Below are 15,117 nucleotides of genomic sequence, written 5' to 3' on the forward strand. Positions count from 1 at the left end.
CTTCGAACCACCTCTCCCCGGCGATGCCGGATATTGTGGTTTGTTATCTGGGTAGTTTAATGAGTGACGCAAATTTAGAGACGCTCCTAGCATCAAAGCTGATTGGCAGCAGTCCCAAAATGCAGCAACTGCGAATGCTGGTACAGTTCGCCGGTCGTTGCAACAGCTCCATCATGATCACCGGCCCTTCCGGAAGCGGTAAAGAAGTTGTAGCTGAAGCGATCCATAGCATTTCACAACGAGCCGCAGCTCCCAACATTACTGTCAATTGCGGCGCGCTGCCGGAACAGTTGATTGAGTCCGAATTATTCGGTCATGAGAAAGGCAGTTTTACTGGCGCAGTCAACAAGCATGTCGGTTTGTTTGAACAGTCTGACGAAGGCACTATTTTTCTCGACGAAATCGGCGATATGCCCCTTAACATGCAAGTTAAATTGCTACGGGTTCTGGAATCGCGAATAGTCAACCGTGTTGGCGGTAACCAGAATATTCCGATCAATGTCAGAGTAATCGCTGCGACCCACAAAAATCTGGGCACCGCTATTCAACGCGGATCTTTCCGCGAAGACCTGTTCTATCGGCTTTGTGTTGTACCCATCGAAGTCCCTGCTCTGAACGAACGGACAGAAGATATCCCGGCATTGGTGGAACATTTTCTTAATAATCAATCAGATAGCAACCCTCTGCCGATTTTTACCGCGGAGGCCTACGCGGCGCTTCAAAACTATAATTGGCCAGGCAACGTGCGTGAACTACGCAACGTCGTTGAACGCGCTACGGTGTTCTTTTCCGGCCAGCAGGTCCATGCCCATGATATCGCGACTTTGGTTCAATCCGACATCATGCCTGCAATCCATGATCGGCAAGTGGAAGCACAACCTCAGTTCGCTGAGAGCACCCCGGGCATAGACAGCGAGGAAGATTTTGCACCCACCTCACCAATGTTTGCTGCACCACAGTCGGACAATGTCATCGACCTCAACGCCCATCTCAAAAATGAAGAGCGCCGCATCATAATGCATGCTTTGGAAGCCTCACACGGCGTTGTTTCGAAAGCCGCACGGTCGATCAACATCAAGCGGACCACGTTTATCGACAAGATGCGCAAACATAGTATCGATAAACAGCTGCAAGATAGCGTAGCACTAGCCGCCGGTTTTTAGCGCCAGCGCTATTGGTATCGTCTCTTCAGGGTTTTATCGTCCCGGAGCGATTGCCAGCCATGATTTCTCAATTTCATGCAGCATTTCCCTGGCGGACTCTGCTTTTTCAATAAATGAGACACCAACTTCCGCCTGAATCCGGCGACCCGCTTCTCTGTAGATGGTATGGAGCGTTTGGGCGAGATCACCAGCAGCTTCAAAATCCAGTGACTCATCCAATCCATTAAGAATACCAAGCGCTTTGGCCCGAAATTCAAACATTTTTCCATGATCATTGCGCTTTGCACTTTCGATCATCGCGTCCAGACTGTCTCGCAGTTCAGCGAATAATATCGACACCAGATCATAAGGGTTGGCCGACAATACGTGGCTGTTCTTCTGAACCGATTGATAGCTCGATGTACGGCGAATATTGGATTGGAATGTCATTCTTTATTTCTTTCTAACGTCAGTTATCATCAAAAGATGCGAATTGTTGTTCGACATAGGATTGCGTGGCCCGAAGAACGGACAACTGCCGTTCCAAGCCAGCAAAAGTGGTTTGTAGTTGTTCACGGAGGCGATCGCCCTCGTCATTTATTTTCACCCGGCGTTCCTCAATAGATTCCCGGATCGCATCAAGCCGCTCTTGTGCCTGTGCCAAAGCGCCATTCTCGTCCTGTAAGCGGGAAGAAATTGCATCAAGCGCTCCGCTCAAGCCCACATTGGTCTCGCTCACGGTGACTGGCTCCAGCATCAACTTAACTCCGCCGCTGTCCAGTTCCAGCGCAGCATCAAGACGAACATTATCGATACTCAAGGTACCATCGCTTTCGGTGCGCACACCGATATCGGCGAGAGTCCGGAAATCGCCGCCATCCGTCAATTGGGTTGATGTCAGCTGGCTAAGCTGTCGGATGACTTCGCGCGCGCCGCGATCACCGGCCAACGGACCGCCGCTTACACCAGCCAAGCCGGGCGCGGTTGCATCATTTAAAGAACTGCGCAGTTCATTATAGGCGGTAACGAATTCCGTCACGAGACTGCGAACATCGAGTGGTTCTGAATCACCGCTAATCGAAAAAACTGTGCCGGGTTCAGCCGCCAGTAGAGATAGCTGCACTCCGGGAATGGCGCCGGTAACCGCATTGCTGCTGTTGGTCAGCTCTATGCCGTCAACCCGAATAGTACTATCTGCAGCGGCTCCGATATTTGATAGATTCAAGGCTGCCGAAGAGCCGCTCTGACCAATTGTAAAAGCATTTTCGACACCTTCCTGCGCTTCAAATACCAGACGAGACCCGGCATTGTCAGTCAATATAGAGGCTGTGACACCGCTATTGCTGGCATTGATCGCATCTTTCAGACCGGCCAGACTGTTATTGGTATTGTCGATGACAATATCGAAACTGCCCCCGCTGTTGGTAATGGTAAGGGTGCGCTCCCCAATCGGGTCGGAAGCGCTGGCAAAAACGTCGGTCATTTCTCGCTGAGCGGCCGCTATTTGCACAACCTCTACGGAGGCTGGCAGTCCTTCCGGCCGCGCATCTTCGAGTACGGTTGCGTTGGCCAGTTCGGTGCGGCTGGATATCAGTTCACCGACAAAACCCTGACCATCCAGAGTTTCTTTCACAGCGTCGGAAAAGGTAGTCAGCGCCGAAGCGGTGGCGGCCATTGCCGATATCCGTGTGCTGTTAAGCTGGCTGCGTTCATTGAGCTGACTCAACTTGACACCCGTTGATGCTGCGACGAGGTCGGACACCAATTGGGCGGAATTGATACCGGAACCAGCACCGATACTGTTTATGACATTACCAAACATTATTCTTTCACCTTCCTGGTGATTTACGGCACGTTTCGGAGCCGATTAAGATACGGTTTTTCATTTCAGATCAGGCCATCCTGCTGCCGTCGGCACTATATTGCATGTCTTCGGGCAGGCTGATTTTGGGTTTGTGGAGAGGGCTGACCAGTTTTTCATCCAGCTGGATGAGGAAGCTCAGTATGGCAGCCACCACTGCATAGAGGCGATCATCAATCGTTTCTCCTACCTCCGATGTGTAGTAGATGGAGCGGGTTAAATCCTGATATTCCATAACCGGCGTACCCACTTCTGCCGCCATTTCACGCATGGCCAGAGCTATCGCGTCACAGCCTTTACCCAATACCACTGGCGCATAATCCTGATCCCGGTCATAGCGCAGAGCGACGGCAAAGTGGGTTGGATTAACCAGCAGAACGGTGGCTTCCGCGACAGCTTTGCGGGTTGAATCGCTGAGCATCTCGCTGCGACGCTGACGCTGGATAGCCCTGGTGTCAGGTGAACCTTCGGTTTGTTTATACTCGTCCTTGACCTCTTGCTTGGTCATTTTCAGGCGCTTTGTCCGCTGGAACAACTGGATTGGCACATCAATCATCGCGATCAGCATCAGGCTCACGGTGATACCGACCAACAGTTTCAGGAAAAGCGATGTGTAGCTGGCAACCGCCATATCCAAATTCTGCGCACCCAGCTGGGCAAGATCGCCAAAATGCATGGATAATATGGATCCGCCGACCACTCCAAGCAGCAAGACTTTCATGATCGACTTGCCAAGCTCCATCAGACCATTGGTTCCGAATATTTTCCCCATCCCCTTTATCGGGTCCAGCTTTGATGGTTTGGGTTTCATCGCAGACCAGCGAAAGCCCAGTGATCCCAGCAATGCTGGTGTCGCTATTGCGGCAACCAGCAACATGGCGAACAGGCTCATAAATTCCGGTACGATACCGGAAACGAGTGAGAAACTGCGCCCTTCTATGTCGAATATCTCAACATCACGATGATCGAACATCAGCGCGCTGGCGAGCATATCGGCAAGCGCCTGATACAGCGTTCCACCAAAAATCACGACCGCCACGGTGCCAAAGAAAATAACCATCGCGCCACCAAGGTCCTGGGACTTGAGGACATCACCTTTCTCGGCGCTGTCTTTCAGTTTCTTGGGGGTTGGTGCTTCGGTCTTTTCGCCGCCGGTTGGGGATTCCTGTGCCACTATCCGCCTCCCGCAATGAAGACAGCCTGATTGAGGCCCATGCCCAAAGACTGGACAATCGTGTCGGCCATGATCGGCGCGGTTATTGCCAACATTACCAGGCCAGCCGTAATTGTGACCGGTATACCGACAGCGAACAGATTAAGCGCTGGTGCCGTTCGGGCCAGGAAGCCCATAACAAATTGAATGAGGATGAGCGCACCGCCGACAGGCAGAGCAATGAGCAGCCCCATGGAAAATAACGTGCCGCCAAATTTCACCATGCCCAGCAGCAATTCGGGACCCAGAAATGCAAAGCCCGGCGGCAAAGCGGAATAGCTTTCGACAATCGCGGCGATCAGCATCAAATGACCATCGATGGCGAGCAGCAACAGCGTCGCGACGATCATTAGAAACTGGCCGATAACCGGAGTAGATTGTCCTGTTTGCGGGTCCGCCATGCTGGCAAAGCCAAGGCCCATGGCGTTACTGATTGTTTCACCTGCGATAAGCACACTGGCAAAGCCCAGTTGTAATGCAAAACCGATAGCGAGGCCGAGCAGCACTTCACCCATTACAAAAATCATGTTGTTCAGGGTGATCGCTGAATCGGTCGGCAAGTCAAAACTTACGCTGTTGGTTGCGACCATACCGATCATGAACGCCAGGATAATACGGATCTGGACGGGTACATTAGCCGCGCCGAAAACCGGTGTCACAACCATCGCCGCGCCGGGGCGGATCATCGCCATCATCCACATCCAGACCTGGCTTTCAACATCAGCAAAACCGGACAAGATCATAAGAGTAAATCCGGAATTCTGGTGTAAATTTCACGCGTGAAATCGACAATCAGAACAAGGATTGAACCACCAAAAGTTGCAGCAACAACAGCAACAATAACTAGCTTGGGTACGAAGGTCAGCGTTTGCTCATTGACCGATGTTGCCGCCTGAACCATGCCCAGGACAAGTCCGACCAGCAAAGCGGGGATCAAAAACGGGGCGGCTGCGAGAGCGGTAACCCACAAGGCTTGCTGCGCGATACCGACGAAGAAATCTGCATTATCGGTCATAGCTAACTCGCAAACGAGGCCGCTAGGGAGCCCATAGTAAGGGCCCAGCCATCTACAAGAACGAAAAGTAGCAGCTTGAACGGCATCGATATAATCACCGGCGACAACATCATCATACCGAGTGACATCAACACGGCGGCCACGACCAGATCGATGATCAGGAAAGGCAGGAATATGAGAAAGCCGATCTGAAAAGCGGTTTTCAGTTCGCTGGTGACAAAGGCCGGCAGCATGATCGAGAAAGGAATATCTTCAGTCGATTCAAAACCGTCTTCATTGGCAAGATCCATGAACAGGCGAAGATCGCTTTGGCGCGTCTGTTTCGCCATAAACTTATGCATAACCTTGCCCGATCGATCGATAGCTTCGGTCAATGTGATTTCGTCCGCCGAATAAGGCGTAATCGCCTGTTCGTTTATCTTTTCAATACTCGGCGCCATGACAAACAGCGAGAGGAACAGGGACAGGCCGATAAGCACCTGATTGGGCGGTGTCTGTTGCAAGCCCAGTGCATGACGCAAGATCGAGAGCACTATGATGATCCGCGTAAAGCTGGTCATCATCAGGACTATTGACGGCAATATCGTCAGCAACCCCATGACGATGAGGATTTGCAATGTCGTGCTCAACGGTTGCCCGTCTCCCGACACATCATCCAGCGCCCGTTCCAGCGCAGCAGATGCACCCGGCGCGGCATCTTGTGCTAAGGCCGGACCCGCAATGAATGCGGATGCGATGATCGTGACAATGATCCAGATGGTTTTGAGATTAATCTGCATTTTTCTCATCAACTTTTGCAACACCATTGCGAGTGACAGAGAGCAGGATCTTGCGCCCTTCAAAATCAACGACGGCCAGTTTGTTGTTCACACCAATCGGCATGACTTCGACGATATTGAGGCTGGTCGATTTCTGACGCATCATCGTCTGTGGTTGGTATTTGCGATAGAGCCAGAGCGTTCCGTAAATCAGCAAGCCGATCAGCGGCAGCATGATTGCGAGTTTGAGAATGTAAAAGGTCATCAGGTGCGCCTTTCCACGCGCGCCCGTGCCATGCCGTTCGACACGATCTCCGCGATCCTTACGCCGAATTTATTCTTGACCGGAACGACCTCGCCGCGGGCCACCAGGGTACCATTGACGTTAATGTCGATCAGCTGATCGACTTGTCGGTCGAGCTCGACCACTGACCCTTCACGCAGGTCCATTATGTCAGATACCGTCATCGACACGCTGCCAACTTCGACCGACAGGCGAACCTTGATATCGGCCAGAAAGGCATAGTGGTCCTGCGGCTGGCTGATATTTACACCACCGTTTACGTCGGCAGGTTCTGCGGCTCCCAGAGCCTCGCTATCATGAGTCATATCGTTCATTTTCTGGTCCTATAGAAACTGTTTGATTTTGAATGCGACACCGCCATTTTGCTCGCCAATACTGCCGCGTGCGAAGACGCGGTCACCGACGATCAGTGGTACGTTATCGGTTGGAGAAACTGGCAATATGTCACCGACGGCAAGCCGGGACAGTTTGGACAAGTCCATTGTCGGACGTGCCAGCACGGAGCGAACAGGCATGTAAACCTGATCAAAAGACTCTTTCAGCGACCGCTGCCAGGCCGGATCGATAGCGTTGGTTTCCCGGCTTACCGGCCGATGCAGTTGCGGTTCGATAGCGGTGAGCCCGTCAATCGGCTGAGCAAAATCAATCGCTTCAACCGCATGGCCCGAAAGCGCGATCCGGGCAGAACTGACAAGAATATTCGGATCTTCGAGATCCATCTCCAGATCGTCCTTGTCATGAATATATCCGGCATAACGAAACGTTGTTTCATAAACCACCGACCAACTCTCGGCGAGGCTATCGGCTATGGCTTTTCCCAGACGACCAATCATCGCCGTTTCGGATCGCGAAAGCTTTCCTTCTGCGCAGGTTTCACCATCAAATTGCCCGCCAAAAAAACAGTCTACACACCCCGTCAGAAACAAACGCGAAACCCGGACCCACATAGGAGGTCCCGACGTGCCGGAATGATATTCCAGATAGACTGCGTCACCTTCCAGTGCCTCATGCCATTTGGGGAATTGCAATGTGTCGCTGCTGGCCATTTCGACGCCCAACTCACAACTGACAATGCCCATCAGATGGGCTTTGATCCGACTGGCCAACTTTTTCTCGACCTTCCGATATACTGTCAAAAGCATATCGTCAGGTCCGCCTTTTTTCAGCAGACTGTGCTCGGCTGGCGCGCGGTCAGTTACTGCGCTGGCGGAGGCGGTTTCTGTGGTAGGCTGGGACATTGGTTTATCGCCTTCTAAAATCTTACTGGATGACCATGCTGGTGAAATAGACGTCCTCAATTCCGCCAAATCCCGATTTTTCTTTCAGGGTGGCATTGATGACATCGCGGAGCTTTTTCTTCAGCTCGCGTTTGCCTTCGGACGTGTCCAGCTCGAACGGATCTTGTTGCCCCAGTTCCATCAGGATAGCGGAACGGATGGCAATCTCATGCTCGGTCACATGCTCAAAGACACGCTCGTCATAATAGGTTGAGATAGCGAGCGACAATTGCGCAAAGCTCTCAGAATTGGAGAGATTCGATGTAAACGGCTGCTCGATCTGATGATAAGTAATTTTGAAATTACTATCGTTCGGCTCCGATATTGCGGTCTTGGCTTCCCTTTCGCTAACGGCTGTGCCGTCTTTCAAAATTATCTTGGGCTTGTTCGGGTCTTCAGGTTCACCACCTTCACTGTTCATCGTACCGGCGACATAAAATCCGCCAGCCGCGCCGCCGCCGCCAAGAACAGCAACTGCAGCAAGCCCAATGATGATGCCTTTCATCTTGCCCTTTTTCTTTTTGGGCTTTTCTTCTTCCGGATTGGTATCTGACATTTTGACCTCTGAAGTTTCTATTCGTTTTAATGGGTGATTTCAGGCTCAGGCGTAGCGGCTGTTATCGGACGGTGCCGGTGGATCGACATCACCCTCGGCCGTCATCGCTGCGCTGCCATTTTGGGAAGGCGAAGCGGTGTGTTCTTCCTGTTCGCCTGCGCCGTTTTGTTGACTGAAATCCATGCTGTCATTTTGAGATGCAGCGAACATATTGTCCCGTACATCCACACGCAGGGTCAGATCAGACCGTCCCTGTGCCTTTAAAATATCCTGAATCGCCTGACTATGCTGTACTATCACCTCACGAGCCGCGTCGCTTTCTGCTTCAATTTGAAGTACTTCCACTCCGCCACGCGAAACGAAGGACACTTCCAGGCGCCCCATATTTCGTGGATTAATCTCAAATTTCTTCAGATCGCCGTTGATCCGCATATCGCTGATTTCAGAGGCAAAGCGCTCGGCAAATTGCGGCGCGTTCCAGTCGAAACCAACAGTCTTTTGTGTGGCAGTTTGAGTGCTGGTCGGTTGGGCAACGGGCGCTGGCGCTGACAGTTCAATGCTGGTTTCCAGATCATGCCCAGTGGAAAGCTTTTGCATTTCCAAGAAAGACGATTTTGTCTCGATTTTCATCGAAGCATCTGCAGGCGCGGTGGAAACCCGAGCATCGATTTCAGGGGCTTGTGCAGATTTGGCGCCTGCCAAATTTCGATTGCTGACCAACCGCAGATCAAGCGAGTCCAATACCGGTACGTCTGAGTCAATGTTACCCGGCGTAGAGAGTGCCGCAGGGCGTTTGCCATCCACTTGGTTGGCTTTTGAGCGATTGCGTATCGCAAAATCAGTATAGGGCACAGCCGGAATGGGTGCCTTTGGCATATTGCCGGTTTGTGACGTTTCCGTTGTAGTGGTCTGCGCCAGAGCGGGCTTCTGCACACTGATTTCAGGTGAGGATTTGTCTGAATTGTTCAACGCAGCAGATGGGATGTTGGCTTTTACACCATTTTCGGAAACTGGTTTGGTCTCTGCCAATATCTTACCATCGAGTGGGGTTTTACTTTGTCCGACAGGATCATTTTCCATCTTGGGCGCAGAGAAAGTTTTGGCACCTTCCCTCACCACATTGCTGTTTTCCGGCGTCGCTATTTTGATGTCGCTAGGAGCAGGTTTGATATCACCTGGAGCATGCATATCGACCGGAGTGACCGGCTGCTTTTCTGCCAACATGGAGGCCTGTTTGGTATCTTTGCCCGCGCCAGGGTTCTGCTCTTTGGTGCTCTGGACCGTTACACTAAAACCATTTGATGCTCGCTTCGGTTCAATGTCAGATACGCTCTTGCCGATCTGTGTTGAATCGCCGGAGGACGGTTGAAGAACCGATACGAAACGCTGCATTTCCGAAGCAGCTTCTGGAGAAAACGAAGCATCGGTCTGGGCACTATCGACACCGTCATCACCCGCGATCTTCATTGTGACGGTTTTTACCATCTCAAGCTTTTCTGCAGGTGTAACGGACTGATCATCATTACCGATCAACTGCGCCAGAAACTGCTCAGCGTCATTGCCTTCTGCCGTTTCTGCTCCGTCTTTATCCAATGCCGAACGCGACCGGTCCTCACCGGCGGACAAAAGGGAGCTGAACTCGTTATTTGCAGTGCGTGTTTCCATGCCGACAGGCTTTGCAGAAAGCATGCCAATTATGGATTGAGAGGCCTCAGACAAGATTTTACCCATCATCACGGCTATCCTTTTTCCTATTATTTCCTATATTATACAATATGTTATGACGAACATCGGTTTTGAATATTTCCGCCTTGCGAGCCTTACGAAGGTTGGAATGGAGGAGTTTCTCGGTACCCTCATAGGTGGTCCGGGCGGCAAGGTTTTGCCGCTCGGCATGGGCAAAGTCTTGCCGGGCTTTCTCCATAGACGCTTCTATCGAGCGCTCGGCATCAACCAGGCGCCCGGAAAGTTCCATTCTGGCGGACAACATATCGGCGTTAACCGCCTGAACATCGGACAGTGTTTCAATCTGAAGTTTTCTGATCCGGTCCGCGTTATGCTCTAATGCCGCGCAATGATTGCCAGCTTTTGCGAGCGCCATTTCCTTTAATTTCTTCTGGGTATCACGCACTTTCAGTATGCGCTGCAGCCCCTTCACTTTCCGTTTCATGGCTCGAACAGACCGAAAAGGTCACTGGTACTTTGCTGGAAGTTCACAAGTTCGCGGGGCTTCTGCTTGAGATACTCGACCATGATCGGCCACTGTGCGAGCGCTTCGTCAATATTGGGATCATTGCCAGCTTGGTATGCTCCCATTAAAACCAGATCCCGGTTCTCCTCATAGATGGACCAGAGACGCTTGAAATGGGTTTGCGCCGCATGATGCGCGTCATCGATAATGTCCACCGCGACCCGGCTGATTGATTTCCCGATATCAATGGCCGGAAAAATGCCCTGCTCCGCCAGCGAGCGAGACAATATTATATGGCCATCAGCAATAGCCCGCGCATTGTCTACAACCGGATCATCGAGATCATCGCCATCAGCAAGAACGGTGTAAATGGCGGTTATCGAGCCGCCAGTTTTGCTGTCATTCCCTGCCCTTTCGATCAGACGAGGGATCATCGACAGAGCGGAGGGTGGATAGCCTTTCATCGTCGGCGGTTCGCCGGCAGCCAGACCGATTTCGCGTTGGGCATGGGCAACACGCGTCAGGCTGTCGATAACCAGCACAACCGATTTGCCTTGCGACCGGAAATGTTCGGCAATGGCGGTCGCGCGATGGGCTGCCTTTAACCGCGAGGAAGGCGAGTGATCAGCAGGCACGGCTACCGTGATCGTCGGCACTGCATCCTTTTTCTCATTGCGGCGGTTCACGAAGTCATTCACCTCGCGGCCGCGTTCACCGATCAGGCCAACCACCACCACATCGGCAACGACGCCGTCCAATATCTGATTGATCAGCATTGATTTGCCAACACCCGATCCGGCAATAACGGCAACCCGCTGCCCTTGACCGAATGTCAGCAAACCGTTCAAAGCCCGTATGCCCATATCTATAGGCTTGGTTACACTGGCACGGCGCATCACATTACCTTCGAGCCCCGATAGCGGGATGCTCTCGGTAGCTAATATCGGCCCCTTGCCATCAATCGGTTCCCCCATCGGGCCAATGATCCGGCCGAACAGTGCGTCGCCAACTGCGGCTTCATTCGATTTGGCAAAGGGTAGTACCCGGCTGCCGCTTCGCAGCGGCGCGTCCTGCACCATCGGGATCATCAGGGTGCGCGATCCCTTGAACCCGACAACCTCGGCCGTAATCTCACGGCCGTCAGTTGCGATGACGCGGCCGGAATATCCGAGGGGATAGGGGAAACCTGTGACTTCCAGCATGCCATTGTCATGCGCAGATAACTTGCCGACCTGGCGCGGTTCATTGCCGATATGTTCAATGCGGGCCAAAAGACCGCGAATGCCTTTGCCGCTATTATGGTCGCTAACGAACGATTGAGCCGTTTCACTCATGACCGGATTCCGATTGCTGACCGCTCAATTCATCTATCAGTCCGCGCAATTCATCCAGTACGACTTCTGACCCTTTTTCGATCCAGCCGCCGGCGTGATTCAGTTTCAGATTACCGCGCAGCATGGATGGATCGGCGCGCAAAGGCAGCTTACACTTGTCCTGGTCAATCAAAGCCAGATCATCGGGATGCAAAAGCAAGCTTGCGCCCTTCTGATCCTGGTCAATTCTGTCTGCCAATTGCGTTGCCCAGGCCTCCAGCAAGACTTTATCTGGCACGGCAAGTTCCGAACAGCGGCGAAAGAGCGATTCAATCGCGTTGAGAATCAGGGAAAAACTGCCAGTCGAATATAGATCATTCAGATGACTAATCGCGTCGGCCAAGGTGGCAGAGGCCTGATCATTCGCTTCCTGCTCTGCAGCCAAAGCCGCCTGCCCGTCTTCCCAGCCTTTGCGATAGGCCGCTTCAAATATGTCTTCTTCCCCGCCACCGGACGCGCCGTTCATACCCGTTTCCGATCCATCAAAGCTTGGAAACTGATGATCAGAGCTCGCTCCGCTATTTTTCGGCAGGCTGCCGGACCAAGCAGAAAATTCTTTCTGTTCCATCGGCATTCGCCACAGTGGAACAACCTCATCATTGTCCATCGCACTGTGGAGATTTTGTTCCGAACGCAGGTCAGACATAATCAGCACCACCGGTCGACATGCTGATTTCTCCATTGTCGATCATCAGTTTCGCGATAGCGATAACGCCTTTTTGTGCACTGATCACAGCTTCCATAGGTTGTGGTGGGGACTCATCCATTTCATCCTGAATGGTCTCCGCCGCCCGCTGTGACATAGCTTCGAATATTTTCGCTTTGAGTTCGCTGGAAGCACCGCGCAAAGCAGGCACCAATATGGCAGAATCCACCTTGCGAACGACCGTACCGATATCCTTTTTCGACAGATTCATCAGGTCCGCAAAGACGAACATCTCATCTTCGATCTGTTTTGCGATTTTACGATCGCGTTTTGCCACACCTTTCAAAATCGCCTGACTGGCCTGCTTGGGTAAGCCGTTGATAATCGACGCACTATCCATCAGGCCGCCAATTTCCATCGGTGGCGCGATCTCCTCTGCCGACGGGCCATTGCTTTCCAGAAGGGCGTGAATTTGTGCCAGTGCGTGAGCGCTAACTGGCCCCAAGGTCGCAACGCGATAAATCAGTTCTTCCTGCAAGGCAGGTTCTACCAGCTGCAACATTTCTGCCGCCGCTTCAGGTGTCATGAATGAGATTAAGACCGCGGCAATTTGTGGAGGTTCGTTCTGAACCAATTCGGCCAGGTCTTTAGTCTCGACCCACTTGAGTAGCTCCGCGATATTGGTGGGCCTCTTCGGGGCAAAGCGGTTCATCATCGTTTCCGCACGGGGTGTTCCCAGGGCCTGCCGAAAAACGCGGCCGACTTTTTCATCCGACTTGTAGGCCAGCATGGTCTGGTTTCTGGTCAGTTGCAAAAACCGGTCGAGCGACCCGTCAATCTGAATGGCATCGACGTCAGCGACACTGAACATCGCTTCCCCCAAAAGCTCAGCTTCCTGCGGCTCAAGGCGTTCCAGAATTTTGGCGGCCTCATCATCATCGAACAATAGCATGAGGATCGCCGCCGTTTGACGTCCGGTAATCAACTCAAGTTGCTGGCCGTCTTCTTTTTCTGTTTTATCATCCTTAGATGCAGCATCAGCCATCAGCTTCCTCCAGCTCATCCGATTCTTTCAAAAGCTCTTTCACCACCAGAGCAGCGTGATCAGGGTTTTGTTTGACAAAACTCTGCGTCAACAGCGCTCGTTCCTGATAGCTTGGCGCGGCCTGGATCATGTCGATGGTGACCTGTGAACCATCGATCTGGGCTGCTGGCCCTCCAGCGTCTGCATTTGTCGGCACTGCGCCTGGCAGGCTGCGGTTTTGCATCATGAGGTCGGCAGGAATAGCTGCGCTGTTAGCAGCCATATTGGCTTTCAGATTTTTCTCCGCACTCAGCCATTTTTTCAATATCGGGCGAGCGATGAGGAATATGATCAGCAAGGCGACAACCAGCGCCGTCACATTTCGCGCGATAATCGCGAACCACGGAGATTCATAAAAAGCTTCTTCGGCTTCTTTCTCCGTTACCGGCCGGAACTGACGGGCAGACACGGCAATCTGGTCACCGCGCTCGGCATTAAAGCCAATGGTTCCCTTGACCAGTTTTTCAATTTCCTGAATCTCTTTGGGTGACTTGGTATCTTTCAGCGCCTTGTCATCAATGGCTACCGCGACCGAAAGCCGGGAAACCTGACCGGTGGCTTGGTTTGTTATGGCAATTTCACGAGCCAGCTCGAAATTACGTTGATATTCTTCGCTGGTTTTCCGCGGCTCGGTTTGCTGAGCAACTTGCTCTTCCTCACCGCCAGGTTGATCTTCAAATTCGGCAGCAGCAGGGGGCCTGTTGGCCAGTGCTCCAGGTATACCGCCAACTTGCGGCCCACCGACCGGTTCTTCCGAGCGCATACCTTGTTCAGAGCGCAGGACCGATCCATCGGCAGGATAAATCTCACTGGTCGCCTGTTTTTCGTCAAAATTGACATCGGCGGTGACCTCGGCAACAAAGTTTCCGGGACCGACAATCGGCGTCAAAAGGCTCGCCAGTGATTGACGATAGCGATCTTCTATCGCCGCTTTGATTTTTAACTGGGTATCATTGTTCTTTGAGTTTTCATCGTCACGGCTCGACAATAATCTGCCATTTTGATCAATGACCGATACATTGGAGGCATCCAGCCCCGGAACGGAACTGGCAACCAAGTTCAAAATGGCTGTCGTCTGGCGCTCGTCCAATTTGGTAGCGCCACTTAATTGCAAAATGACCGATGCAGCCGGCTCATTTCGATCACGCAGAAATATACTTGGCTGCTCGACAGCCAGGTGCACCCGTGCAGAGACTACATTGTCCAGTGCCTCAATCGATCGCGCCAAATCCATTTCCCTGGCCGTGCGCAGTTTTTCAGACTCAACTGCACGACTGGCCCCCATTGGCATGCTGGACATAACAGTGTCACCGCTGGGCGCGGTGCGCGGTAGCCCCTGCCCTGCCAGTTCGATTTTTGCGGCGTGATAGTCTTCGTTGCTGACAGTCAAAGTGCCGCTGGTTTCATCAACCTGATAGGGAATGTTGGCACTTTGCAACGCTTGCATAACTGCCGACTTGTCATTGTCCGGCAGACCGCGGAACAGGTCTCGTTGCGCGGGTTCACGCAGTACCAGCCACGCAGACAGAGCAGCGAGCAGGACAGCGGACAATATGATCAAAGGCATGGCCCGCGCAATGGCAGGCTGCTGCACAAAGGATTGAATGGAACCCATGAACCCGCTGACGCCAGACGCGTTCATGCCCGTCGGAGCGACGGGCGTGAGGTTCTGGTTGATGGAAGTTTCTTCGGCCATC

17 protein-coding genes are annotated in these 15,117 nt (G+C 52.5%); 1 reads left to right on the forward strand and 16 read right to left on the reverse strand.

The features are described from left to right. Positions 1-59: 59 nt before the first annotated feature. On the forward strand, positions 60-1,163 hold the full coding sequence (locus tag DK507_RS16915; RefSeq protein WP_162559105.1) for a sigma-54-dependent Fis family transcriptional regulator: 1,104 nt from the start codon (positions 60-62) through the stop codon (positions 1,161-1,163). A gap of 33 nt (positions 1,164-1,196) precedes the next feature. Here DK507_RS16915 and fliS read toward each other — a convergent pair whose 3' ends face one another. The 16 genes from fliS to fliF form a co-directional block, all read right to left on the reverse strand. Next, positions 1,197-1,592 (reverse strand): flagellar export chaperone FliS, encoded by a 396-nt coding sequence (gene fliS, locus DK507_RS16920; RefSeq protein ID WP_109357456.1) that lies wholly within the window; start codon positions 1,590-1,592, stop codon positions 1,197-1,199. A gap of 19 nt (positions 1,593-1,611) precedes the next feature. Then, positions 1,612-2,964, reverse strand: a complete 1,353-nt coding sequence (fliD, locus tag DK507_RS16925; RefSeq protein ID WP_109357457.1) for a flagellar filament capping protein FliD — start codon at positions 2,962-2,964, stop codon at positions 1,612-1,614. A gap of 70 nt (positions 2,965-3,034) precedes the next feature. Then, the gene (locus DK507_RS16930) at positions 3,035-4,177 is read right to left on the reverse strand and encodes a flagellar biosynthesis protein FlhB (protein WP_109357458.1); all 1,143 of its coding nucleotides are present in this window, start codon (positions 4,175-4,177) and stop codon (positions 3,035-3,037) included. Continuing rightward, entirely contained in the window at positions 4,177-4,959 is a 783-nt protein-coding gene (gene fliR, locus DK507_RS16935) for a flagellar biosynthetic protein FliR (protein ID WP_109357459.1), read from the reverse strand. The genes DK507_RS16930 and fliR overlap by 1 nt, the downstream gene beginning before the upstream one ends. Then, entirely contained in the window at positions 4,956-5,231 is a 276-nt protein-coding gene (locus tag DK507_RS16940; RefSeq protein ID WP_109357460.1) for a flagellar biosynthetic protein FliQ, read from the reverse strand. The genes fliR and DK507_RS16940 overlap by 4 nt, the downstream gene beginning before the upstream one ends. Positions 5,232-5,233: 2 nt before the next feature. Further along, on the reverse strand, positions 5,234-6,019 hold the full coding sequence (fliP, locus tag DK507_RS16945) for a flagellar type III secretion system pore protein FliP (RefSeq protein ID WP_254054431.1): 786 nt from the start codon (positions 6,017-6,019) through the stop codon (positions 5,234-5,236). Beyond that, positions 6,000-6,254, reverse strand: coding sequence for a flagellar biosynthetic protein FliO (locus tag DK507_RS16950; RefSeq protein WP_109357462.1), 255 nt, complete (start codon positions 6,252-6,254; stop codon positions 6,000-6,002). Before DK507_RS16950 ends, fliP begins: the two co-directional genes overlap by 20 nt. Next, complete coding sequence (gene fliN, locus DK507_RS16955; RefSeq protein ID WP_109357463.1) at positions 6,254-6,607, reverse strand: flagellar motor switch protein FliN; 354 nt, start codon at positions 6,605-6,607, stop codon at positions 6,254-6,256. The genes DK507_RS16950 and fliN overlap by 1 nt, the downstream gene beginning before the upstream one ends. Before the next feature lie 9 nt (positions 6,608-6,616). Then, positions 6,617-7,531: a FliM/FliN family flagellar motor switch protein gene (locus DK507_RS16960; RefSeq protein WP_109357464.1), complete on the reverse strand. Its 915-nt coding sequence runs from the start codon at positions 7,529-7,531 to the stop codon at positions 6,617-6,619. Positions 7,532-7,553: 22 nt separating this feature from the next. Further along, the gene (gene fliL / locus DK507_RS16965; protein WP_109357465.1) at positions 7,554-8,126 is read right to left on the reverse strand and encodes a flagellar basal body-associated protein FliL; all 573 of its coding nucleotides are present in this window, start codon (positions 8,124-8,126) and stop codon (positions 7,554-7,556) included. Between the two features lie 45 nt (positions 8,127-8,171). Beyond that, positions 8,172-9,860 carry a flagellar hook-length control protein FliK gene (locus tag DK507_RS16970; RefSeq protein ID WP_162559106.1) on the reverse strand — a complete coding sequence of 563 codons (1,689 nt, stop codon included), beginning with the start codon at positions 9,858-9,860 and terminating at the stop codon, positions 8,172-8,174. After that, complete coding sequence (locus DK507_RS16975) at positions 9,850-10,296, reverse strand: hypothetical protein (protein ID WP_109357467.1); 447 nt, start codon at positions 10,294-10,296, stop codon at positions 9,850-9,852. The genes DK507_RS16970 and DK507_RS16975 overlap by 11 nt, the downstream gene beginning before the upstream one ends. Next, positions 10,293-11,651 carry a FliI/YscN family ATPase gene (locus tag DK507_RS16980; protein ID WP_109357468.1) on the reverse strand — a complete coding sequence of 453 codons (1,359 nt, stop codon included), beginning with the start codon at positions 11,649-11,651 and terminating at the stop codon, positions 10,293-10,295. The genes DK507_RS16975 and DK507_RS16980 overlap by 4 nt, the downstream gene beginning before the upstream one ends. Next, complete coding sequence (locus DK507_RS16985) at positions 11,644-12,336, reverse strand: hypothetical protein (RefSeq protein WP_109357469.1); 693 nt, start codon at positions 12,334-12,336, stop codon at positions 11,644-11,646. The genes DK507_RS16980 and DK507_RS16985 overlap by 8 nt, the downstream gene beginning before the upstream one ends. Next, positions 12,329-13,381 (reverse strand): flagellar motor switch protein FliG, encoded by a 1,053-nt coding sequence (locus tag DK507_RS16990; RefSeq protein WP_162559107.1) that lies wholly within the window; start codon positions 13,379-13,381, stop codon positions 12,329-12,331. Before DK507_RS16990 ends, DK507_RS16985 begins: the two co-directional genes overlap by 8 nt. Next, positions 13,374-15,116, reverse strand: coding sequence for a flagellar basal-body MS-ring/collar protein FliF (fliF, locus tag DK507_RS16995; RefSeq protein ID WP_109357471.1), 1,743 nt, complete (start codon positions 15,114-15,116; stop codon positions 13,374-13,376). Before fliF ends, DK507_RS16990 begins: the two co-directional genes overlap by 8 nt. Between the last annotated feature and the right edge of the window lies 1 nt (position 15,117).

The organism is Sphingorhabdus sp. EL138 (genome assembly GCF_900258045.1).
GTDB lineage: Bacteria > Pseudomonadota > Alphaproteobacteria > Sphingomonadales > Sphingomonadaceae > Parasphingorhabdus.